General features: G+C 73.8%; 20 protein-coding genes. 13 read left to right on the top strand and 7 right to left on the bottom strand.

Annotated elements, in window-relative coordinates; all coding sequences use genetic code 11:
• The first annotated feature begins 87 nt into the window (after positions 1 to 87).
• Positions 88 to 1,353, top strand: coding sequence for an amidohydrolase (locus tag ABEB07_RS13325; protein ID WP_345668510.1), 1,266 nt, complete (start codon positions 88 to 90; stop codon positions 1,351 to 1,353).
• Positions 1,354 to 1,380: 27 nt separating this feature from the next.
• Here the strand turns inward: ABEB07_RS13325 and ABEB07_RS13320 are convergent, their stop codons facing one another.
• Positions 1,381 to 2,808 carry an FAD-dependent monooxygenase gene (locus ABEB07_RS13320; protein WP_425589000.1) on the bottom strand — a complete coding sequence of 476 codons (1,428 nt, stop codon included), beginning with the start codon at positions 2,806 to 2,808 and terminating at the stop codon, positions 1,381 to 1,383.
• Positions 2,809 to 2,890: 82 nt separating this feature from the next.
• Between ABEB07_RS13320 and ABEB07_RS13315 the strand changes: the two genes are divergently transcribed.
• Positions 2,891 to 3,478, top strand: a complete 588-nt coding sequence (locus ABEB07_RS13315) for a TetR/AcrR family transcriptional regulator (protein WP_176151626.1) — start codon at positions 2,891 to 2,893, stop codon at positions 3,476 to 3,478.
• Between the two features lie 112 nt (positions 3,479 to 3,590).
• On the opposite strand, the gene ABEB07_RS13310 is transcribed toward ABEB07_RS13315, so the two are convergent.
• Positions 3,591 to 6,965, bottom strand: a complete 3,375-nt coding sequence (locus ABEB07_RS13310) for a pyruvate carboxylase (RefSeq protein ID WP_176151625.1) — start codon at positions 6,963 to 6,965, stop codon at positions 3,591 to 3,593.
• 337 nt (positions 6,966 to 7,302) lie between these two features.
• On the opposite strand from ABEB07_RS13310, the gene ABEB07_RS13305 reads away from it, so the two are divergent.
• On the top strand, positions 7,303 to 8,106 hold the full coding sequence (locus ABEB07_RS13305; protein WP_176151624.1) for a polysaccharide deacetylase family protein: 804 nt from the start codon (positions 7,303 to 7,305) through the stop codon (positions 8,104 to 8,106).
• 40 nt (positions 8,107 to 8,146) lie between these two features.
• Here ABEB07_RS13305 and ABEB07_RS13300 read toward each other — a convergent pair whose 3' ends face one another.
• On the bottom strand, positions 8,147 to 8,545 hold the full coding sequence (locus ABEB07_RS13300) for a hypothetical protein (RefSeq protein ID WP_425588998.1): 399 nt from the start codon (positions 8,543 to 8,545) through the stop codon (positions 8,147 to 8,149).
• A 283-nt stretch (positions 8,546 to 8,828) separates the two neighbouring features.
• On the opposite strand from ABEB07_RS13300, the gene ABEB07_RS13295 reads away from it, so the two are divergent.
• Positions 8,829 to 8,984, top strand: a complete 156-nt coding sequence (locus tag ABEB07_RS13295) for a DUF6131 family protein (RefSeq protein ID WP_176151622.1) — start codon at positions 8,829 to 8,831, stop codon at positions 8,982 to 8,984.
• Positions 8,985 to 9,380: 396 nt separating this feature from the next.
• A complete protein-coding gene (locus ABEB07_RS39185) occupies positions 9,381 to 9,677 on the top strand; it encodes an ATP-binding protein (protein WP_425588997.1) in 297 nt (98 codons plus the stop codon).
• A gap of 184 nt (positions 9,678 to 9,861) precedes the next feature.
• Here ABEB07_RS39185 and ABEB07_RS13285 read toward each other — a convergent pair whose 3' ends face one another.
• Entirely contained in the window at positions 9,862 to 10,275 is a 414-nt protein-coding gene (locus ABEB07_RS13285; RefSeq protein WP_176151620.1) for a hypothetical protein, read from the bottom strand.
• A gap of 136 nt (positions 10,276 to 10,411) precedes the next feature.
• On the opposite strand from ABEB07_RS13285, the gene ABEB07_RS13280 reads away from it, so the two are divergent.
• Positions 10,412 to 10,606, top strand: a complete 195-nt coding sequence (locus ABEB07_RS13280; protein WP_164586406.1) for an antitoxin — start codon at positions 10,412 to 10,414, stop codon at positions 10,604 to 10,606.
• Positions 10,607 to 10,768: 162 nt separating this feature from the next.
• On the opposite strand, the gene ABEB07_RS13275 is transcribed toward ABEB07_RS13280, so the two are convergent.
• Entirely contained in the window at positions 10,769 to 11,908 is a 1,140-nt protein-coding gene (locus ABEB07_RS13275; RefSeq protein ID WP_345668507.1) for an enolase C-terminal domain-like protein, read from the bottom strand.
• A gap of 392 nt (positions 11,909 to 12,300) precedes the next feature.
• On the opposite strand from ABEB07_RS13275, the gene ctaD reads away from it, so the two are divergent.
• The 3 genes from ctaD (at position 12,301) to ABEB07_RS13260 (ending at position 14,986) form a co-directional block, all read left to right on the top strand.
• Positions 12,301 to 14,019: an aa3-type cytochrome oxidase subunit I gene (ctaD, locus tag ABEB07_RS13270; RefSeq protein ID WP_345668506.1), complete on the top strand. Its 1,719-nt coding sequence runs from the start codon at positions 12,301 to 12,303 to the stop codon at positions 14,017 to 14,019.
• Positions 14,016 to 14,408: an aa3-type cytochrome oxidase subunit IV gene (ctaF, locus tag ABEB07_RS13265; protein WP_176151617.1), complete on the top strand. Its 393-nt coding sequence runs from the start codon at positions 14,016 to 14,018 to the stop codon at positions 14,406 to 14,408. The genes ctaD and ctaF overlap by 4 nt, the downstream gene beginning before the upstream one ends.
• A gap of 89 nt (positions 14,409 to 14,497) precedes the next feature.
• Positions 14,498 to 14,986: an SPW repeat protein gene (locus ABEB07_RS13260; RefSeq protein ID WP_345668505.1), complete on the top strand. Its 489-nt coding sequence runs from the start codon at positions 14,498 to 14,500 to the stop codon at positions 14,984 to 14,986.
• 106 nt (positions 14,987 to 15,092) lie between these two features.
• On the opposite strand, the gene qcrB is transcribed toward ABEB07_RS13260, so the two are convergent.
• A complete protein-coding gene (qcrB, locus tag ABEB07_RS13255) occupies positions 15,093 to 16,736 on the bottom strand; it encodes a cytochrome bc1 complex cytochrome b subunit (protein WP_345668504.1) in 1,644 nt (547 codons plus the stop codon).
• A gap of 169 nt (positions 16,737 to 16,905) precedes the next feature.
• Between qcrB and ABEB07_RS13250 the strand changes: the two genes are divergently transcribed.
• From ABEB07_RS13250 to ABEB07_RS13235, 4 genes are all read left to right on the top strand, one after another.
• Positions 16,906 to 17,445: a hemerythrin domain-containing protein gene (locus ABEB07_RS13250; RefSeq protein WP_345668554.1), complete on the top strand. Its 540-nt coding sequence runs from the start codon at positions 16,906 to 16,908 to the stop codon at positions 17,443 to 17,445.
• A gap of 262 nt (positions 17,446 to 17,707) precedes the next feature.
• A complete protein-coding gene (locus ABEB07_RS13245; RefSeq protein WP_176151613.1) occupies positions 17,708 to 17,965 on the top strand; it encodes a DUF3040 domain-containing protein in 258 nt (85 codons plus the stop codon).
• Positions 17,966 to 18,002: 37 nt separating this feature from the next.
• Positions 18,003 to 18,872, top strand: coding sequence for a ribonuclease BN (locus ABEB07_RS13240; RefSeq protein ID WP_345668503.1), 870 nt, complete (start codon positions 18,003 to 18,005; stop codon positions 18,870 to 18,872).
• A gap of 226 nt (positions 18,873 to 19,098) precedes the next feature.
• A complete protein-coding gene (locus ABEB07_RS13235; protein WP_345668502.1) occupies positions 19,099 to 20,016 on the top strand; it encodes a DMT family transporter in 918 nt (305 codons plus the stop codon).
• Between the two features lie 51 nt (positions 20,017 to 20,067).
• Here ABEB07_RS13235 and ABEB07_RS13230 read toward each other — a convergent pair.
• The coding region (locus tag ABEB07_RS13230) for a DUF3566 domain-containing protein (RefSeq protein WP_345668501.1) at positions 20,068 to 20,651 on the bottom strand (584 nt) is incomplete at its 5' end.

Genomic DNA, 20,651 nt, shown 5'->3' with positions numbered 1-20,651 from the left:
GGGAAGATCGTCCACTGGCTATGTTGGGCGTCGGGCGGCCCGCCCGCGCGGCGGCGCCGCCGGCCCTGAATACCGGAAGGTGGCACGATGCCCAGCCCAGCGTCCCCGCACGGCGACCTCGCCGACCTCTACCGCGATCTGCACGCCCATCCCGAGCTGGCCTTCGCGGAGCACCGCACCGCGCGGATCGTGGCCGAGCGGCTGCGGGCCGCCGGGTACGAGACCACCGAGGGGGTCGGCGGCACGGGCGTCGTCGGGGTGCTGCGCAGCGGCGACGGGCCCACAATCGCGCTGCGCGCCGACATGGACGCGCTGCCGGTGGAGGAGCAGACCGCGCTGCCCTACGCCAGCACCGCGCGCACCACGGACGGCGAGGGCCGCCCGGTCCCCGTCATGCACGCCTGCGGCCACGACATGCACGTCGCGTGTCTGCTGGGCGCGGCGGCCGAGCTCGCGGCGGACCGCACCGCGTGGCGGGGAACCCTGCTGGTCGTCTTCCAGCCCGCCGAGGAGATGGGCCGGGGCGCCCAGGCGATGATCGACGACGGGCTGTTCGAGCGGTTCGGGCGGCCCGAGGTCGTCCTCGGCCAGCACGTGGCGCCGCTGCCGGCCGGCTACCTCGGACTGCACCCCGGACCGGCGTTCGCCGCCTCCGACTCGCTGCGCGTGGTCCTGCACGGCCGCGGCGGCCATGGCTCCCGGCCGGAGGCCTGCGTCGATCCGGTGGTCATGGCCGCCGCGACGGTGATGCGGCTCCAGGGCGTGGTCTCCCGCGAGGTGGCCGGCACCTCCACCGCGGTCGTCACCGTGGGGGCGCTGCACGCCGGGACCAAGCCGAACATCATCCCGGACCGCGCCGAGCTGCTGCTGAGCATCCGCACCTTCGAGCCCGGGGTGCGGGAGGGCGTGCTGGCCGCCGTGGAGCGGATCGTGCGGGCCGAGGCCGCCTCCTCGGGCGCGCCGCGCGAGCCGGAGATCGTGCGCACCGAGTCGTTCCCGGCGCTCGTCAACGACCCGGCGGCGTGCGAGCGCACCGGCGCCGCGCTCACCGGGGCGCTGGGCTCCCACCGGCTGGTGGACCCGGGGCCGGCCACCGGCAGCGAGGACATCGGGGTGCTGGCGCAGGCCGCCGGCGCGCCCTGCGTCTACTGGCTGCTGGGCGGCGCGGACCCGGTCGCCTTCGCCTCCGCCCGGTCCTTCGAGGAACTGGCCGACGTGGCGCGCCGGCAGCCCTCCAACCACTCCCCGCACTTCGCCCCGGTGGTGGAGCCGACCCTGAGCACCGGCATCACCGCGCTGGCCGCCGCCGCCCGGGGCTGGCTGGGGCGGGGGGACGACGCGGCCGCCCGGTAGCGGCCCGGCGCGCCCGGGCGCGCGGGGTCAGGCCAGGTAGCCGTCGGGGCGGACCAGGAAGGCGTCGCCCGGGGCGGCGGCGTAGGCGGCGTACGCGTGCCCGTCGGCGTCCACGACGAAGCGGGCGCCGTCGGCGGGTCCCGCCGGGGGCTGTTCGCCGGGGCGCAGCACGGTCCAGGTGTGCGGGGCGCCGGCCGCCGCGGGAACACGTGTGTCCGGTGCGGCCGGGGCGGGTGTGCCGCCGCCGAAGACCAGGCGGGTGAAGTGCGGCCCGCGGAAGAGGTCGAAGAGGCGGACCGCTCCGCCGGAGGCGTCGCGCAGGGGGGCGTCGGGGGCGCGGTCGCCGGTGACGAGGGCGCCGGTGGCGTCGGGGGCGCGGTAGGTGATGTCGAGGCCGAAGCCCTCCTCGCCGCGGCGGTGGGCGTTCTCGTGGCCCTCGGCGTACCGGGTGAGCAGTTCGGTGCTGACGCCGAGGACGCGGGCGGCGACGGCGCGCCGCTCGGTCTCGTAGCGGTCGAGGCCGGTCTCGGTGGCCAGCCGCCAGCCGAGGTTGTAGGCGTCCTGGACGCCGGTGTTCATGCCCTGGCCGCCGGTGGGCGGGTGGACGTGGGCGGCGTCGCCGGCGAGGAAGACCCTGCCCCGCCGGTAGCGCTCGGCGAGCCGTACGTTGGGCCGCCACACCGTCGCCCAGCCGTGGCCGGTCAGCCGCACGCCGGCCGAGAACCGGTCCAGGACGGCCTGCATGGTGGCCAGGGAGGCGTCGTCGTCCGCGCCGAGCACCGAGGCGTACTGGAACATGCCGGTGCCGGGCAGCGGAGTCATGACGACGCCGGACATGGGGTCGTCGGCCGCCGCGAACCAGTGGCCGAAGGCGGGATCGAGGCCCGGGGCGCGCACGTCGCCGACCAGGACGCGGAAGGACTCGTCCGTGGTGCCCGGGAAGGGCACGCCGATCGCCTTGCGGACCAGGCTCGCGCCGCCGTCGGCGCCGGCCAGGTAGTCGAAGCGGGCGCTCTCGCCGGTGGACAGGAGCGCGGTCACCCGCTCGTCGTCCTGCTCCAGTCCGACGAGCGCGACGCCGAGCTCGACCCGTACGCCGAACTCGGCGAGCCGGGCGCGCAGGATGCCCTCCAGCTGGGACTGGCCGAGCACCCAGGCGTTCGGGTACGGGACGTCGGGGCGGGGCTCGCGGGGTTCGAACATCCGGCGTTCGCCCGCCGGGCGGCCGTCGAGGCGGACGCGGATCGGGGCGGGCGGCGCGCCCTCCTTCAGGACGGCGTCCAGGACGCCGAGGTCGTCGAAGACCTCCAGGGTGCGCGGCTGGATGCCATCGCCGCGCGAGCCGTCGAAGAACTTCTCCGCCTTGTCCACGATCCGTACGCGGACGCCCCGGCGGGCCAGGTCGATGGCGAGGGTGAGGCCGGTGGGTCCGGCGCCGGCGATGAGGACGCTCAACATGGTGAATCTCCATTCAGTGAATTTAGATTCATCGTGGAGCCTGCTAGCGTGCGCTGTCAAGAAGGCGAGGGAGGTCCGCGTGAAACGTGCGGCGCAGGCGGCCGACACCAGGGCCGCGTTGCTGGCGGCGGCCAAGCGCCTGTTCGCCTCGCGCGGGTATCTGAACACCAAGATCACCGACATCACGGCGGAGGCGGGCCGGTCGGCGGGGTCGTTCTACACCCACTTCACAGGCAAGGAGGAGCTGCTGGAGGCGCTGCTCGCGGAGGTCTCCGAGGCAGGCGACCGCCAGGCGGAACGCCCCGAGCACAAGGCGGACTTCACCGATCCGCAGGCGATCCGCGACCATGTCGCCGGGTACTCGCGGGTGTACCGGGAGCACGCGGCCACCATGCTCGCGCTCCAGCAGGCGGCGCTGGTCGACGAGAACTTCGCCCGCACCCTGCGGCACTGGCGGCGGACCCAGTTCGAGGACCTGCGCGACCATCTGCGGCACATCCCCGACCTGCCGACCTCCCCCGAGGTCGCCCTCACCCTGCTGGCCTCGATGTTCGACAGCATCGGCCAGCTGTGGCCGGACATCCCCGAGGACGAGGCCGTCGAGGTGATCACCCGGTTCGCCTACCGGGCGCTGAACGGACGGGACGTCCCGGCCGACGGCGCCTGACCGCACGGCACCCGAGCGAGGGCGGTGCCCGGGCGCGCCCACGCGAAAGGGCGCCGGCGGCCGTCTCCGGCAACCGGCGCCCTTGGGCCGGGCTCCACGGGGAGTGCCCCGGTCAGACGATCTCGATCAGCAGGTCGCCGCCCTCCACCTGCTGGATGCGGTTGATGGCGAGCCGGCCCACCCGGCCGTCCTTGGTGGCGGTGATGGCGGCCTCCATCTTCATCGCCTCGATGCTGGCCACGCTCGCCCCGGCCGTCACCTCGTCGCCCTCGGCGACCGCGAGCGTCACCACCCCGGCGAACGGCGCCGCCACATGGCCGGGATTCGCCCGGTCGGCCTTCTCGGTCACCGGGACGTCGGAGGCGGCCGCCCGGTCGCGCACCTGGATGGGGCGCAGCTGACCGTTGAGGGTGGCCATCACGGTGCGCAGGCCGCGCTCGTCGGCCTCGCCCACGGCCTGCACCTCGATCAGCAGCCGCACGCCCGGCTCCAGGTCGACCGCGTACTCCTCGGCGGGCCGCAGCCCGTAGAAGAAGTCCTTGCTGTCCAGGACACCGGTGTCGCCGTAGGTCTGGCGGTGGGTCTCGAACTCCCGAGCGGGGCCGGGGAAGAGCAGCCGGTTCAGGGTGGCGCGGCGGGTCTTGTCCAGGCCGTCGCGGTCCTCCTCGGTGAGTTCCCGCGCGGGCTTGGCCGGTGCGCGGCCCTTCAGCGCCCGGGTGCGGAACGGCTCGGGCCAGCCGCCGGGCGGGGTGCCCAGTTCGCCGCGGAGGAAGCCGATGACGGAGTCGGGGATGTCGAACCGGTCGGGCGAGCGCTCGAAGTCCTCCGGGGCGACCCCGGCGCCCACCAGGTGCAGGGCCAGGTCGCCGACCACCTTGGAGGAGGGGGTGACCTTGACCAGGCGGCCCAGGATGCGGTCGGCGGCGGCGTACATCGCCTCGATGTCCTCGAAGCGGTCGCCGAGGCCGAGCGCGACCGCCTGGGTGCGCAGGTTGGACAGCTGGCCGCCGGGGATCTCGTGGTGGTAGACCCGGCCGGTCGGGGAGGCGAGGCCCGCCTCGAAGGGCGCGTAGATCTTGCGGACGCTCTCCCAGTACGGTTCCAGGTCGCCGACCGCCCTCAGGTCCAGGCCGGTGGGCCGTTCGGAGTGGTCGGTGGCGGCGACCAGCGCGGACAGCGACGGCTGCGAGGTGGTGCCGGCCATGGAGGCGACCGCGCCGTCCACCGCGTCGGCGCCGGCCCGGACCGCGGCGAGGTAGGTGGCGAGCTGGCCGCCGGCGGTGTCGTGGGTGTGCAGGTGGACGGGGAGGTCGAACTCGCGGCGCAGCGCCGACACCAGCGTGGCCGCGGCGGGCGCGCGCAGCAGTCCCGCCATGTCCTTGACGGCCAGCACATGCGCGCCGGCCTCGACGATCTGCTCGGCCAGGCGCAGGTAGTAGTCCAGCGTGTACAGGCGCTCGGCGGGGTCGGACAGGTCGGCGGTGTAGCACAGGGCGACCTCGGCGACGGCGGTGCCGGTCTCCCGTACGGCGTCGATGGCGGGCCGCATCTGGCCGACGTCGTTGAGCGCGTCGAAGATGCGGAACACGTCGATGCCGGTGGCGGCGGCCTCCTGGACGAAGGCGTCGGTGACCTCCGTCGGGTACGGCGTGTAGCCCACGGTGTTGCGGCCGCGCAGCAGCATCTGGAGGCAGATGTTGGGCACCGCCTCGCGCAGCGCGGCCAGCCGCTCCCAGGGGTCCTCGGCGAGGAAGCGCAGGGCGACGTCGTAGGTGGCGCCGCCCCAGCACTCCAGGGAGAGCAGTTCGGGCAGGGTGCGGGCGACGACCGGGGCGACGGCGAGGAGATCCTTGGTGCGCACCCGGGTGGCCAGCAGGGACTGGTGGGCGTCGCGGAAGGTGGTGTCGGTGACGCCGAGGGTGGGCGACTCGCGCAGCGCGCGGGCGAAGCCCTCGGGGCCGAGTTCGACCAGGCGCTGCCGGGATCCGGCGGGCGCCTCGCCGGCGGGCGGCGTGGGCAGCTTGGTGACCGGGTCGACGGTCTCGGGGCGTTCGCCGTGCGGCCGGTTGACGGTGACGTCGGCGAGGTAGGTGAGCAGCTTGGTGCCGCGGTCGGCGGAGGTGCGGGCGGTGAGCAGGTGCGGGCGCTGCTCGATGAACGAGGTGGTGACCCGCCCGGCCTGGAAGTCGGGGTCGTCCAGGACGGCCTGGAGGAAGGGGATGTTGGTGGCGACGCCGCGGATGCGGAACTCGGCGACCGCGCGCCGGGCGCGGCCGATGGCGGCCTTGAAGTCCCTTCCGCGGCAGGTGAGTTTGACCAGCATGGAGTCGAAGTGGGCGCTGATCTCGGTGCCGGCGTGGGTGGTTCCGCCGTCCAGGCGGATGCCGGAGCCGCCCGGTGAGCGGTAGGCGCTGATCCGGCCGGTGTCGGGGCGGAATCCGTTGGCCGGGTCCTCGGTGGTGATGCGGCACTGCAGGGCCGCGCCGCGCAGCCGCACGGTGTCCTGGGACAGTCCGAGGTCGGCCAGGGTCTCGCCGGCCGCGATGCGCAGCTGGGCCTGGACCAGGTCGACGTCGGTGACCTCCTCGGTCACGGTGTGCTCGACCTGGATGCGCGGGTTCATCTCGATGAAGACGTGGTTGCCGTCGCGGTCGAGCAGGAACTCGACGGTGCCGGCGTTGCGGTAGCCGATCTCGCGGGCGAAGCGGACCGCGTCGGCGCAGATCCGGTCCCGCAGTCCGGGGTCGAGGCCGGGGGCGGGGGCGAGCTCGATCACCTTCTGGTGGCGGCGCTGGAGCGAGCAGTCGCGCTCGAAGAGGTGGATGACCTCGCCCTCGCCGTCGGCGAGGATCTGCACCTCGATGTGGCGGGGTTCGACGACGGCCTTCTCCAGGAAGACGGTCGGGTCGCCGAAGGCGGAGGCCGCCTCGCGGGAGGCGGCCTCGATGGACTCGCGCAGCGCGGCCGGGTCCTCGACCCGGCGCATGCCGCGTCCGCCGCCGCCCGCGACGGCCTTGACGAAGACGGGGAAGCCGATGTCGTCGGCGGCGCGCACCAGTTCGTCGACGTCGGTGGAGGGCGGGCAGGAGCCCAGCACCGGGACCCCGGCGGCGCGGGCCGCCGCCACCGCGCGGGCCTTGTTGCCGGTCAGCTCCAGGATGCCGGCGTCGGGTCCGACGAAGGTGATGCCGGCCTCGGCGCAGGCGCGTGCCAGTTCGGGATTCTCCGACAGGAACCCGTAGCCCGGGTAGACGGCGTCCGCGCCCGCCCGGCGTGCCGCGCGGACGATCTCGTCCACCGAGAGGTAGGCGCGCACCGGGTGTCCGGGCTCGCCGATCTCGTAGGCCTCGTCGGCCTTGAGCCGGTGCAGCGAGTTGCGGTCCTCGTGGGGGAAGACGGCGACGGTGCGCGCTCCCAGCTCGTAGCCGGCGCGGAACGCGCGAATCGCGATCTCGCCGCGGTTGGCGACCAGTACCTTGCGGAACATCCTGGATCCCTTCGGCCTGCCGGTGACGAGGACCATGGTGTCGGCGACACCCCCGTGACGCCATGTGAGCCGGGCCACTCACGCCGGTGTCTCCCCCGGGCGGGGGCGCGGGCGCGGCCGTACCGGGTGCGACGCCCTACCGGATGCGAACCGGCCGCGACGGCACCGAAGGCGACGCTGTGTCAGGCGGTGGCCGGCCGTTCGGTCCCCGGGCGTCCGCGGAATTGTCAGTGATCGGTAACAGCGGGATCCTCGGGGGGCGTTCCGCCGTCCTCTGTAGTGCGCGGGCTCGGACGGCACGCGGCGGACACAGACCGGCAAGAAGCGGGGCGGGGACATGGTGCGGCATAACGGACGGGGTTGGCACGGTCGGGTGCTGGCGGCGGCGCTCGGGGTGACCGCGGTGGCCACGGCCGCCTCGGTGTGGACCGCGCAGGCCGACCCGTCCGGGGGCGGCCACGCGGGGGCGGGCGCCGCCGCGGGCCCCTCCGCGTCGGCCGCCGGGGCGCCGGGCGCGCAGGGGGGCGCGGCCGCGAAGGTGGCGGTGACCATCGCGCACGCCTCGGACCGGGGCGAGCGGGGCGTCAACATCACCATCGACGACGGCCCGGACCCCACCTGGACCCCGCAGGTGCTCCAGGTGCTGCGGGAGTACGGGGTGAAGGCCACGTTCTGCATGGTGGGCCCGCAGGCCGAGGCGCACCCCGATCTGGTGAAGGCGGTCGTGGCGGCCGGGCACCGGCTGTGCGACCACACGGTGACCCACGACACCGCCATGGACCACAAGTCCGAGGCCTACCAGTCGCAGCAGATCCTCGACGCCGAACGCATGATCACCAAGGCGTCCGGGGGCGTCCGGCCGATGTACTACCGGGCCCCGGGCGGCGCGTTCACCCCGTACAGCCGCTCGCTGGCCGCCTCGCACGGGATGCGGCCGCTGGGCTGGAACGTCGACTCCAAGGACTTCGAGCGGCCCGGCGCCGCCGCGATCGTCGCCACGGTCAAGCGGGAGATCTCCAACGGCCCGACCGTCCTGTTCCACGACGCGGGCGGGGACCGTTCCCAGACGGTGGCCGCGCTGCGCGAGGTGCTGCCCTGGCTGAAGCGGCAGGGGTACTCCTTCGGCTTCCCGGTGCGCTGAGGACGGCGGCGCCGTGCCACCGGGCGGGGGTGAGGGGGCGTCAGGCCGGGCAGGGCGTCGGGTCGCGGCGGCCGGCGGCCAGGGCCGCGGCGGTCAGCGCGGCCCAGCCCAAAGCGCCGGCCACCGCGCCGGCCCGGCGGAACCGGCCGGTGACGGTGCGGCCGAACAGTACGGCGTCGCCGACGTCGGAGGCGATGCGCACGGCCGCGGCGGTGACCAGGGCCGGGCCCGCGGGCGCCAAGAGCATCGCCAGGCCGTCGGCGGCGTCGCGCCACGCCAGCGGGCGCAGCGCCATGTCGGTGTGGGGGTGGGTGTCGCCCTGTTCGCCGACCATCCCCACGGGGCGGGCCAGCCAGTCCGGCCGGCAGGCGGCCGCCACTCCGTAGGCGGCCGTCGCGGCCCCGATCACGCGCAGCAGTCCGGTCCGCACCGAAGGCACCTCCGTGAGAGACGACCGCCGGGCGCGCGCCCGGCGCGGTCGCCGGGCCCGTCCGGCGCGGTCGCCGGTTCGCCGGGCGGCGCGTCCGGTGGGTCCGGCGTCGTTCCGGTCAGTGCCTACCCGGTCCGGGGCGGGCGCTACCGGGCCGGTCGGCCGGGCGGGTCGGCGGCGGTTCGGCCACTCGGGCGAACACGGGAGCGATCGTCGCGTGCCCCGGGGGGAGCCTTGTCACCGATTTGGGTGCACAGTGGAAGGAGCACCAACCCCCCAAACGGAGGCGGTCATGATCGTCCTCGGTGTCATTCTGCTGGTGGTCGGGTTCGTCACCGGCATCTCCATCCTCTGGACCATCGGCATCATCCTCGCCGTGGTCGGCGCCATCCTGTGGCTGCTGGGCAGCACGGGCCACGCGGTGGCCGGCCACCGCCACTATTGGTGACCGATCGGACGGCACTCGTTATCCGGCCCGGCACCGGGCACCGTACTCGACTCACTGCGAACGGCTCCGCGCTCCGGCGCGGGGCCGTTCGCGCGGCCCGGACCCCGAGGTCCGGGCGCCCGCCACAGGAGCGGGGCGGCCTAATCCGCGCCGGGCGGGGTAGCCGCACAGACGGAAGAGCAGTAACACACTGTGACACTTTGAGGCAACCACATGGCCGTCCCGCTTAGGCAGAAGGCGTCGGATGAGCCGGAACGGAACAGGAACACGGGTGTCGCGCTGCGCTGGCACGCCCACTGGAACAGTGGAGCGATCAGTGCGGCCGAAGCCCGGGCGGCAGTCGGAAGTTTCCTGGACCGAGTCCGTGCCACCGGCCACATCATCGTCCCCCCTCGCGTGGCACAGGACGCGCAACTGGTGGTCAGTGAGCTGATCACCAACGTCATCCGGCACGCTCCCGGCGCCTGCGGCATGGGCTTGGAGGTGTGGCCCGACGCGGGGCTGGTGCAGATCAGCGTGTGGGACACCTCGCCCCGGCCGCCCCGGCCCCGGCCGCCCGACGGCCGCCGGGTGGGCGGCCACGGCCTGGAGATCGTGCGGGCGGTCAGTCACGCGCTGACGGTCACCGACCGTGCGCACGGCAAGCAGATCACCGCCCAGCTGCTGCTGTCCCCCGCCCCGCCGGCGGAGTAGCCCCGGCGCCACGAGGACCCGGTACGTCCCGGCCGTGATGACAGCGCGGTGGGACATACCGGGTCTTCGGTGTCTTCGGGGTCTTCGGTGTCTCGTCTTCGGTGTCTTCGGAGCGTGACACTCGCCCCGGTGAACGACGAGAGCGGCGGCCCGCCGTCGCGGTCCGCCGCTCTCGTCGTTCGGGTCAGATCCGTCCGCCGGTGAGCCGGGTCAGCGGACCCTGCGACCGGCGGCCGGCCCGGCGGCCCACCGCGTACGAGGCCGCGGTGAGTCCGGCCAGGCCGCCGCCGAGGCCCGCGGCGACCAGCTTGCGCCGGGCGATCACCGTCCAGGCCGTACGGGCGGTGGCCGCGACCTGCCCGGAGGCGGTGACGACGGCCTTGCGGCCCGCTGCCACGCCCTTGGCGGCGCTGTGCGCCACGCTGCTCGTCGCCTCGGCGGCCTTCGCCGCGCCCGCCTTGGCGGCCGAGGCCGCCTCGTCCGTCTTCGCGGTGGCGGCGTCGGCGGCCCGGGCGGCCGGCACGGTCGCCTTGTCCGCGGCCCGTCGGGCCTTCGCGGCGGTGTTCTTCTGGTCGGTGCTGCCGTTGGATTCCGTCATGTGGACCGCTTTGCCCCTCGCGCCGTCGGCAAACTCGGCCGTCCGCCGCGGGCGGGGACCGGTTCGCGGCCTGCGGGTGCGGGTGCCGGGGCAGTCGGCCATTCTGGGAGGGAACGACGCCGCGAAGGAGTGCACGATGAGCATGATGGACAAGCTCAAGGGCCTGCTGAAGGGGCACGAGGAGCAGGCGGGCAAGGGCATCGACAAGGCCGGTGACTACACCGACGAACGCACCCAGGGCAAGTACCGCAGCCAGGTCGACACGGCCCAGGACAGGATGAAGCAGCAACTGGGCGACCAGGACCGGGGCCCGGACCAGCCGCCGCGGTGACCCGTGCGGGCCGCCGCCCCACCGGCGACGGCCCGTCCACCCGCGCCGGACGCGGCCGGGATCCGATCGCCGCGTGCGCGCCGGGCAACGGCACGGGGCCGCGCCGATGTTCCCGCTCCGACCGAGCAGTTCCCCATCCGCCCGCCGGGCGCGGCCGCCGCGTCAGGCGGGCGGCCGTTCCCCGTGCACGCGAAGCGGTTCGGCGTCCGCCCACTTGACGTCGAGACCGAGGCCCGGGCGGTCGGTGTCCGGGCGCAGGGCGCCGTCGACCGGGGTCGGGACGCCGTCGAACACCCGGTGTTCGAACCGGACGTGGTCGTGGAAGTACTCCAGGTGCCGCAGCCGGCGCACCGCGCAGAAGGCGTGCGCGGAGACGGCGGGCGCGCAGTGCGCGGACAGGTCCAGCTGCCGGGCCGACGCCAGGCCCGCGACCTCCAGCAGAGCGGTGATCCCGCCGCAGCGGGTGACGTCCGCCTGGAGGCAGTCCACCGCGCCGCCGTCGACCAGGTTCACGAAGTCGCGGGTGGTGTACGCGTACTCGCCCGCGGCGATCTCCAGCCGCGCCGGTCCCCGCTCGCTCAGCATGCGCAGGCCCTCGACGTCCGCGGAGCTGACCGGCTCCTCGAACCAGCGCACGTCCCACTCGTCGTGGAACCGGTGCGCCCAGTACAGCGCCTCCTTGCGGCCCAGCGCGCCGTTGGCGTCGGTGAGGATCTCGGTCGCGTCGCCGACCGCCGCGCGGACCGCGCGCAGCCGTTCGGGGTCGCGCTCCGGATCGCGCGAGGTCTTCAGCTTCACCCGGTCGATGCCCTGTTCCGTCCACCCGGCGAGCTGGCCGGTGAGGCGGTCGAGGGGGTAGTTGGTGAAGCCGCCGCTGCCGTAGACGGGGACCCGGTCGTGGTGGGCGGGCAGGAGGTGGACCAGCGGCAGGTCCAGCAGTCTGGCCTTGAGGTCCCACAGGGCGATGTCCGCGGCGGACGCCGCCATCGCCCCGACGCCGGGGCGCCCGGCGTTGCGGATCCGCCGGCCCGTCAGTTCCCACAGCGCGGGCGGTGAGAGGGGGCTTCGCCCCCGCAGCAGCGGGGCGATCGTGCCGGACAGGAAGGCGGCGACGGAGACGTCCCCGTAGGTGTAGCCGACGCCGGTCCGCCCACCGGCGTGCACCCGCAGCAGGATCATGGTGGTGGAGTCCCACTCCAGGGTGCCGTCCTGCTCCTTGCCGTCCGGTCCGTCGGTGGGCAGCCGGAAGGCGTGCACGTCGACGGCGTCGATCCGGCACTCGCGATCGGGCGCCCCTGCCATGCCGTACTCCTTCGCCCTCGCCTGCGACCGTCTCGGACGCCCCCTTGGGTGACCCGTGCGCGGGGCCGTAAACGACGCGGGGCCGTACACGAGGTGTGCCACCGGGCCGTCGCTGCCCCGCCCGGTTCACCCGTGAGACGGAAGGTGCGGCGCAGCCGGGCGAACGTCCGCTTGCGCCGGCGCCGCGAGCGGGGATCGGATCATCACTCGACGCGCCAAGGGCCTCTCGTTTGGATCAGGCCGGATCAGGGAGCGGGGTCTGGTGCCGTGCATCGCAAGGCGGAGGAGGGCGTCATGGCGGAGCCATGGCAACCGACGACAACGCGGCGAGGTGCGGTGCCAGGGCCCGCGAGCCCGGCGTGATCCAAACGAGAGGCCCTAGGAGTGCGCTCATGTCGCAGACACACCCCGGCCTGGACGAGCCGCGGCGCACCGCCGAGCCGCCCCGGGGCCGTACCGGGGAGACGATCCGGGGCTACCTGACCACGACCGACCACAAGAAGATCGGCCATCTGTACCTGATCACGTCGTTCGCCTTCTTCCTGGCGGCCGGTGTCATGGCGCTGCTGATGCGGGCCGAACTGGCCCGTCCGGGGCTCCAGATCATGGACCAGGAGCAGTACAACCAGCTGTTCACCATCCACGGCACGGTGATGATGCTGCTGTTCGCGACGCCGACGTTCGCCGGGTTCGCCAACGCCGTGATGCCGCTGCAGATCGGCGCCCCCGACGTCGCCTTCCCCCGGCTGAACGCGCTCACCTACTGGTTCTTCCTGTTCGGCGGGCTGACGGTGCTGTCCGGGTTCACGGTCGACGAGGGGGCCGCGCCGTTCGGCTGGTTCGCCTACACACCGCTGAGCCGGGCCGAGCACAGCCCCGGCCACGGCGGCGACCTGTGGGCGATGGGCCTGGTGGTCGCGGGTCTGAGCACCACGCTGGGCGCCGTCAACTTCATCGCCACCATCCTGTGCCTGCGCGCGCCGGGCATGACCATGTTCCGGATGCCGATCTTCACCTGGAACGTGCTGTTCACCTCGATCCTGGTGCTGCTGTCCTTCCCGGTGCTGACCGCCGCGCTGCTGGCCCTGGAGGCGGACCGCAAGTTCGGCTCGCACATCTACGACCCGGCCAACGGCGGCGCGCTGCTGTGGCAGCACCTGTTCTGGTTCTTCGGCCATCCCGAGGTCTACATCGTGGCGCTGCCCTTCTTCGGCGTCGTCACGGAGATCATCCCGGTCTTCAGCCGCAAACCGATCTTCGGCTACGCGGGCATGGTGGGGGCGACCATCGCGATCACCATGCTGTCGGCGACGGTCTGGGCGCACCACATGTTCGCCACCGGCGGCGTCCTGCTGCCGTTCTTCTCCGTGATGTCGTTCCTGATCGCCGTTCCCACCGGGGTGAAGTTCTTCAACTGGATCGGCACCATGTGGCACGGCAGTCTGTCCTTCGAGACGCCGATGCTGTGGTGCATGGGCTTCATGGTCACCTTCCTGCTCGGCGGGCTCAGCGGCGTGCTGATCGCCTCCCCGCCGCTGGACTTCCACCTGACCGACAGCTACTTCATCGTGGCCCACCTGCACTACGTGCTCTTCGGGACGATCGTCTTCGCCACCTTCGGCGGCTTCTACTTCTGGTGGCCGAAGATGACGGGCAAGCTGCTCGACGAGCGGCTGGGCAAGGTGCACTTCTGGTCGCTGTTCGTCGGCTTCCAGACCACGTTCCTGGTGCAGCACTGGCTGGGCGAGATGGGCATGCCGCGCCGTTACGCCGACTATCTGGCGGCCGACGGGTTCACCGCGCTCAACATGATCTCGTCCATCGGCGCGTTCCTGATCGGCCTGTCCACCCTGCCGTTCCTGTACAACCTGTTCAGGACCGCCCGCCACGGGCCCCGGGTGGAGGTGGACGACCCGTGGGGGTACGGCAGGTCGCTGGAGTGGGCGACGTCCTGTCCCCCGCCCCGGCACAACTTCACCGCGCTGCCGCGGGTGCGGTCCGACTCCCCCGCCTTCGACCTGCACCACCCCGCGGTCCTGCGGGAGCTGCCGCGGGGCGAGCACGGCGGCGTGGAGCCCACACCCGACACCCTGGGGAAGCGGAGCGAATGAAGTCCGAGGGGTACCTCTTCGCCGGCGTCGCCGTGTTCTTCCTGCTCACCGACGTGGCCTACGGCTGGTTCGCGCGGGAGCCCGCCGGCGTCGCCGCGCTGACCGTGTCGTGCTTCATGGCGTCGGTCATCGCGTTCTTCTGTCTGATCAACCACCGGCGCAAGGGCGCGCGCCCGGAGGACCGGCACGGCGGGGAGATCCACGAGCGCAGCGGCCGGCTCGACTTCTTCCCGCCGCACAGCCGCCACCCGGTGGTGACCGCGGCCGGGGTCGTCCTCTGCGCCGTCGGCGTCGTCTACGGCCTGTGGCTGTTCCTGATCGGCGCCGGCGTGCTGGCGCTCGGACTGCTCGGCATGGTGCTGGAGTTCGCAGGACGCGACGACGCCTGAGAAATCTACATAAAAGGGGCATAAGTCACCCGGACGGGGGAACCCTTGCACAAGGCAAAGGAACCCTTTCGGGAGAGGAGACGACAGCAATGTCGTATCCACATCGCTCCAGCTCCAGTGACGTGGGCAGCACCACCCACCCGGAGATGATGCACTCGCATCCGGAGATGGCCGAGATGCGCGAGCGGCTCGAACGCACCGCGTCGAGCGGCCCGGCGATCGCCGTCGAAGGTCTGATCCTGCTGACCGGCCTGTACGCCGCGATCTCCCCCTGGGTCGTGCACTTCGCGATCCAGCCGGCCATCACGGTCAACAACCTGATCGTGGGCCTCGCCATCGCCGCGATCGGGCTGGGTCTGGCACTGGCCCCGGAACGCATGTTCCGGCTGTCGTGGGCGCTGGTGCCGCTCGGGGTGTGGCTGTTCATCTCGCCCTGGGTGGTGACCCTCACGCACAGCGCGCGGGCGGGGATCATCTGGAACAACTGCTGGGTGGGCGCGATCACCGCCGCGCTGGGCCTGGCGGCCATGGGGCTGACCATCGGCGTGGCGCGCAAGGGCCACAAGACGCGCCGGTGACACAAGGGGAGAGCCCGCCGTGCCGGCGCCCCGGGCGCGGGCACGGCGCTGTGCCGGGCCGGCCGCACGCCCTCGGGCGGCGGCGGCCCGGCACAGCGGCGTCCGCTCACCGCCGCGCGGAGTTCCTGCCGCCCGACACCGGGTCGGCCCTGCGGCCGCCGATCTGCAGCCGCTCCTCCGCCGTGGCGGGCGCCTCGACGCGCTCGCCGTAGTACCAGCGGCTCAGCGCGGCCCGCAGCCGGTGCCGCAACGGCGCCCCAGGGCCCGGGTGTTCCAGCGGCAGCGGGACGTCCCTGACCAGGAAGCGGTAGCGCCGGCGTGGATCCACGTCCCGGTGGCTCTCGGACATGCCGCCGGGCAGGTCCTGGTACACCTCGCCGGTCTCCTCGCCCTCTTCGAGCAGCCGCCGCTCGTGCAGTTGCAGCGCCAGGCACACCCGCTTGACGATCAGGAAGGCCAGGACCGGGCCGAGAAAGAACAGCACCCGGAAGATCCAGGTCAGGCCGTTGACGGAGGTGCGGAAGAGGTAGGCGCTGACGTCGTTGCCGCCCGCCGCCAGCAGGACGGCGTACCAGACCAGGGCGGCGACGCCGAGTCCGGTGCGCACCGGGCGGTCGCGGGGCCGGTCGCACAGATGGTGTTCGACGAGGTCTCCAGTGATCCACCGCTCGAAGGAGGGGTAGGCGTACAGGACCAGGAACAGCAGCGTCGGCAGGACCACGGCCGGGAGCAGCACGTTCCACATGAAGGTGTGTCCGGCGACGTTCCACTCGATGCCCGGCGTCAGGCGCAGCGCGCCCTCCAGGAACCCGACGTACCAGTCCGGTTGGGCGTCCGTGGACACCTGGTCGGGGACGTACGGGCCGAACGCCCAGATGGGGTTGATCTGCGCGAGGGCGCCCAGCACGGCGAGGACGCCGAACACCATCAGCGACAGCCCGGTCGACTTGGCGGCGAACGCCGGGAACATGGGCGGCCCCACCACGTTGCGGTTGGTCCGGCCCGGCCGCGCCCACTGGGTGTGTTTCAGGTACACCACCATGATCAGGTGCACGGCGATCAGCGCGATGAGCAGCCCGGGCACGAACAGCACGTGCACGATGTAGAGCCGGCCGATGATCCGGTGGCCCGGGAAGGCGCCGCCCCAGGCGAAGTAGGCGAGATACGTGCCGACCACCGGGATGGACTGCACGATGGAGTTGGCGGTGCGCAGACCGGTGCCGGAGAGCAGGTCGTCGGGCAGGGAGTAGCCGCAGAAACCCTCCAGCAGCGCCAGCAGGAAGAGGGTGACGCCCACGGACCAGTTGATCTCGCGCGGCCGGCGGAAGGCGCCCGTGAAGAACACCCGCAGCATGTGCACACCGATGGCCGCCACGAACACCAGTGCGGCCCAGTGGTGCATCTGACGCATCAGCAGCCCGCCGCGCACGTCGAAGCTGAGGTACAGGGTGGAGTCGTAGGCCTGGGAGACCAGCAGACCGCGCAGCGGGCCGTACGAGCCGCGGTACGGCGCCTCGGCCGGGCTCGGGTCGAAGAAGAGCGTCAGGAAGGAGCCGGTGAGCACCAGCACGGCGAAGCTGTACAGGGCGATCTCGCCCAGCAGGAAGGACCAGTGGTCGGGGAACGCCTTGCGCAGCAGCTGCCCGGCCAGCTCCGAGACGGGCGCCCGCCGGTCGGCGGCGACGTAGGCCTGGAAGGCGGCCTGCCGGGCTCTGGCCTGGACTCTCGCCTTGCGGCGCCGCGTCAGCACGCCCGCATCACGCTCCTCAGGTGTCGTCTCCGGCGCCCGCCGGGTGTGCCGGTCGGCCAGGTGCTGCAATCTTGGGTGAGCGGCCCGCGCGCACGGCGCAGGCGTGCCGGGGGCACCCCCATTGCCACAGCGACGGTGAGGACCTGGTGTGGACGGTCGAAGCGGTGTCGTGGGGCGGTTGACGCAGGACCACGACCGGATCCGGTCGCTGTTCGACCAGATCCGTGCCGCGCGCCCGGACGGCGCCGAACGCGCGGCCCTGGTGGAGCGGGTGACCGGCGCGCTGGTGCGGCACGCGGTGGCGGAGAAGGCGCACCTGTATCCGGCGGTGCGCCGCCATGTGCCGGACGGCGACGTCCGGGTGGAGCGCGAGCTGCGCGCCCACCGCGAGGTCGGGGAACTGCTCGCGGCGCTGGCGGCGGCCGAGCCGGCGGACGAGGAGTTCACGGAGCTGCTGGTGGCGGTGGTCGACCGGGTGACGCGACAGCTCGTGGAGCAGGAGCAGACGCTGTTCCCGCGGCTGGAGGCCGGGTGCCCGCGGGAGGTCCTGCGCGACCTCGGGGACAAGGTCCGGGCGGCCGAGGCGAGCGCACCGACCCGGCCCCGCCCCGCCGCCCCCGACGCGGCCCCGCTGGTGCGGCTCACCGCCCAGGTGTGGGGCCCGCTGGACCGCCTGCGCGACCGGGCCGCCCGGCGCGGGCGGGGGTGAGCGGCGAGGGCGGGACGCGGAGCGGCGAGGGCGGGACGCGGTGCCACGGGTCCGTGGACCGTGATGGCCGGTGCCGGAATTTCCGCGTCGGCCGGCGCCGTCGGGGGTACTGCGGTGCTACGGACCGCATCGGCCCCGGCCGGGCGGCGGTTTCCACCGGGTGTGCGCCGGGCCTCGGTCCGGCACGGCCCGCCGTGGCGGCGCCGCCGTACCCGCCCGGTCGCCGGATCCGCAGGAGCCCTCGGGATCCGAAGGAGCCCTCGTGAACTACGAACGCGAACTCGCGCAGATCGAGAAGCAGTTGGTGACGCAGGACCCCCTCCTGGCCGAGAAGCTGGAGACGTTCGAGCAGATCACCGCCCCGCGACCGCAGAAGACCGGGCCACGGCGCCGGGTCTACCTCCTCGCCGCCATCGTCTTCGTCCTGCTCGCCCTCACCTCCGCGCTGGCCTCCGGCGCGGCCACCGAGCACCCCCGGTCCCCGCAGGTGGTCCCGGAGCAGCCGGCCGGACCCGGATAGGCGGGTGGACCGGCCGGACGGCCCGAGGAGCGGCGGGATGAGCGGTGAGAGCGGCGGGCGGGAGCCCGACGACGGCAGCCGGCCGCCGGCCACCCGCGCGAACGGCGTGCGCCGCCACTTCCCGCGGGTCCGGCACGCGGTGCTCGCCCTGGAGGACCGGCTCGGCGCGTTCGCCCTGGTCCGGCGGGGCCGGGACCTGGAGCTGATGCACCGGGCGATGGGCTTCGCCACCCTCTCCCTGGTCACCCTGGCGCCCCTGCTGATCGTGGTGGCGGCCGCCGATCCGCTGGGCGAGGGCGGGTTCGCGTACTGGCTGGTCGACGGCATGGGGCTGTCCGGCCGGTCCGCGCGGGTACTCACCGACATCATCAGTCCCCCGGTGAAGGTGATCAGCACCACCAGCGTCTGGGGCGGTGTCCTGCTCGCCGTGTTCGGGGTGTCCTTCGCCGGCAGCGTGCAGAACGGCTACGAGCGGATCTGGGGCCTGCCGCCCGGCCCCTGGCACCGGGTGTGGCGGCAGCTGACCTGGCTGGCCGTCATGACCGCCTACCTGTACCAGGAGGTGCTGAACCGGCAGGAGTTCGAGGGCCTGGAACGGGTGGCGGTGTCCACCAGCACCGGCGCGCTGTTCTTCTGGTGGGGCCAGCGCTTCCTGCTGGGCGGCCAGGTTCCCTGGCGGCGGCTGCTGCCGGGCGCGATCGCGACCATGGTGGGCCTCGGCGGGCTGCGCGTCTTCTCCAACCTGGTCTTCACCCCGCTCATCGTCGACAACGCGGTCAGCTACGGCACGGTCGGCATCGTCCTCGTCGTGGAGTCCTGGCTCACCGGCGTCGGCTTCGTGGTCTACGGCGGTGCGATGTTCGGCCGCTGGTTCTGCGAGCACCACTGGCTGCCCCGGCTGCGCTGACACGGGGGCAGAGCGTACGGCGGGCGGGGGTACGGCGGCCGGGAGGCGTTTGGCGGCGCTCGCGGCGGGATACTCCGTGACCGCCCAGCCCGCCCGAACGCCGGAGCGGCCGCTCCCCGGCCGCCCCCGGGCGTTCACCGTCGCAGCCGAGGTCAGCCACCGTGTTCGACGCCGCCTTCCGAGCCCGGCACCGGGCCGCCGTCCGGGCACTCCCGGGCGGCCGCCGGTGAGCGCCCTGACCATCGTGCTCGCGCTGCTCGCGGCGCTGTCGAACGCCTCCGCCTCCGTGCTCCAGCGGCGGGCCGCGACCGACGAGTCCGACGCCGGCACCGGGGCCCGGCAGGCGCTGCGCTGGCTCGTACGGGTGCTGCGCCGCCCGTACTGGCTGGCCGGCGCGGGCCTGCTGGCGCTGTCCACGGTGTTCCAGGCGGCGGCACTGGCCGTGGGCAGCCTCTCCCTGGTGCAGCCGCTGCTGGCCAGCGAGCTGCTGTTCACCCTGGCCGTCGGCAGCGTCGTCTTCCACCGCCGGCCGGACCCGCGGACCTGGCTGGCGTTCGCCGCGCTCGCGGTCGGCCTCGCGCTGTTCCTGGGCGCCGCCTCGCCCTCCGAGGGCCGGCCCACGGCCGAGCCGGGGAGCTGGCTGCCGGTGGGCGTGGCGGTACTGGGCGTGGTGGTCGTGGTGCTGGCCGCCTCCCGCCTGGTCACGGGCCCGCCCCGGGCGGGGTTGCTCGGCCTGGCGTCGGCGGTGTCGTTCGCGGCGACGGCGGCGCTGATCAAGGAGGTCATGGGGCGGCTCGGGCAGGGAGTGGGCGTCCTGCTCACGCAGTGGCCGCCGTACGTCGCGCTGGCCGTCGGGACGCTGAGCTTCCTGCTGCTGCAGAGCGCGTTCCGCGCCGGGAGCCTGACCGCCTCGCAGCCCGCGCTCACCCTGGGGGACGCCCTGACCAGCGTGGCGCTGGGCTGGGTGCTGTTCCAGGAGTACATCGGGCTCGGGGTGCGGGTGCTGCCCGAGGCGATCGGCGTGGCGCTCGTCGGGGCGGGCAGCGTGGGCCTGGCCGGCGCGACGGCCGGCGACCAGTGGGACACGCCGCCCGGCGAGCGCGGCGACTCCGGCGCCGACGACGGGCGGCGGGGCGTGGTCTAGGGGACGGTTCGGGGGCGGGTCCAGGGTCCAGGATTCGATCGGGTCTCGGGTCTAGGGGCCGGACGGTGCGGCCGCCGTCGCCGGTTCGGGGCCCGGGTCCTGTTCCGGTCCCGGCTCCGGGTCAGGATCGGGATCGGGATCGGGATCGGGGGCATGATCGGTGTCCGGGTCCGGGTGCCGGTCCGGCAGTCTGGTGTCCGGGAGGGCTTCGGCCAGGGCGAGGTCGATGCCGCCGACGCAGCGGGCGGACAGGTTGAAGCACAGGGCGCACACCGTCGCGAACACGGTGAACAGGACGACGCCGACGATCGCGAGGCCCAGCTGCCACAGCGGCGGCAGCAGCACGTCCTGGTCCAGCAGGGTGAGCACGATCCACAGCGGCGGCAGGGTGACGGCCGCGCACACCACCAGTCCCGCCGCGAGCAGGAAACTCGTCATCAGCACCGACATCGGATCGGTCCGGGACATGCGCACCCGCAGGCGTACCGGCCGGTCCGGCGCGGCGGACGAGGCCCACAGTCCGTCCAGTCCGGCGGGTATTCGAGTGTCCGGGCCGGCGGGCGCTGCGGGCGCGTCCGGCGCCGGCCGCACGCCCTCGGGCGGCGGCGGCCCGGCGGCGGCCGGCCGCGCCGCTG

It is taken from the genome of Streptomyces similanensis, from assembly GCF_039543625.1.
GTDB lineage: Bacteria > Actinomycetota > Actinomycetes > Streptomycetales > Streptomycetaceae > Streptomyces > Streptomyces similanensis.
The sequence above is the reverse complement of the archived record's forward strand: the minus strand, read 5'-3'. Positions and strand labels throughout refer to the sequence as shown.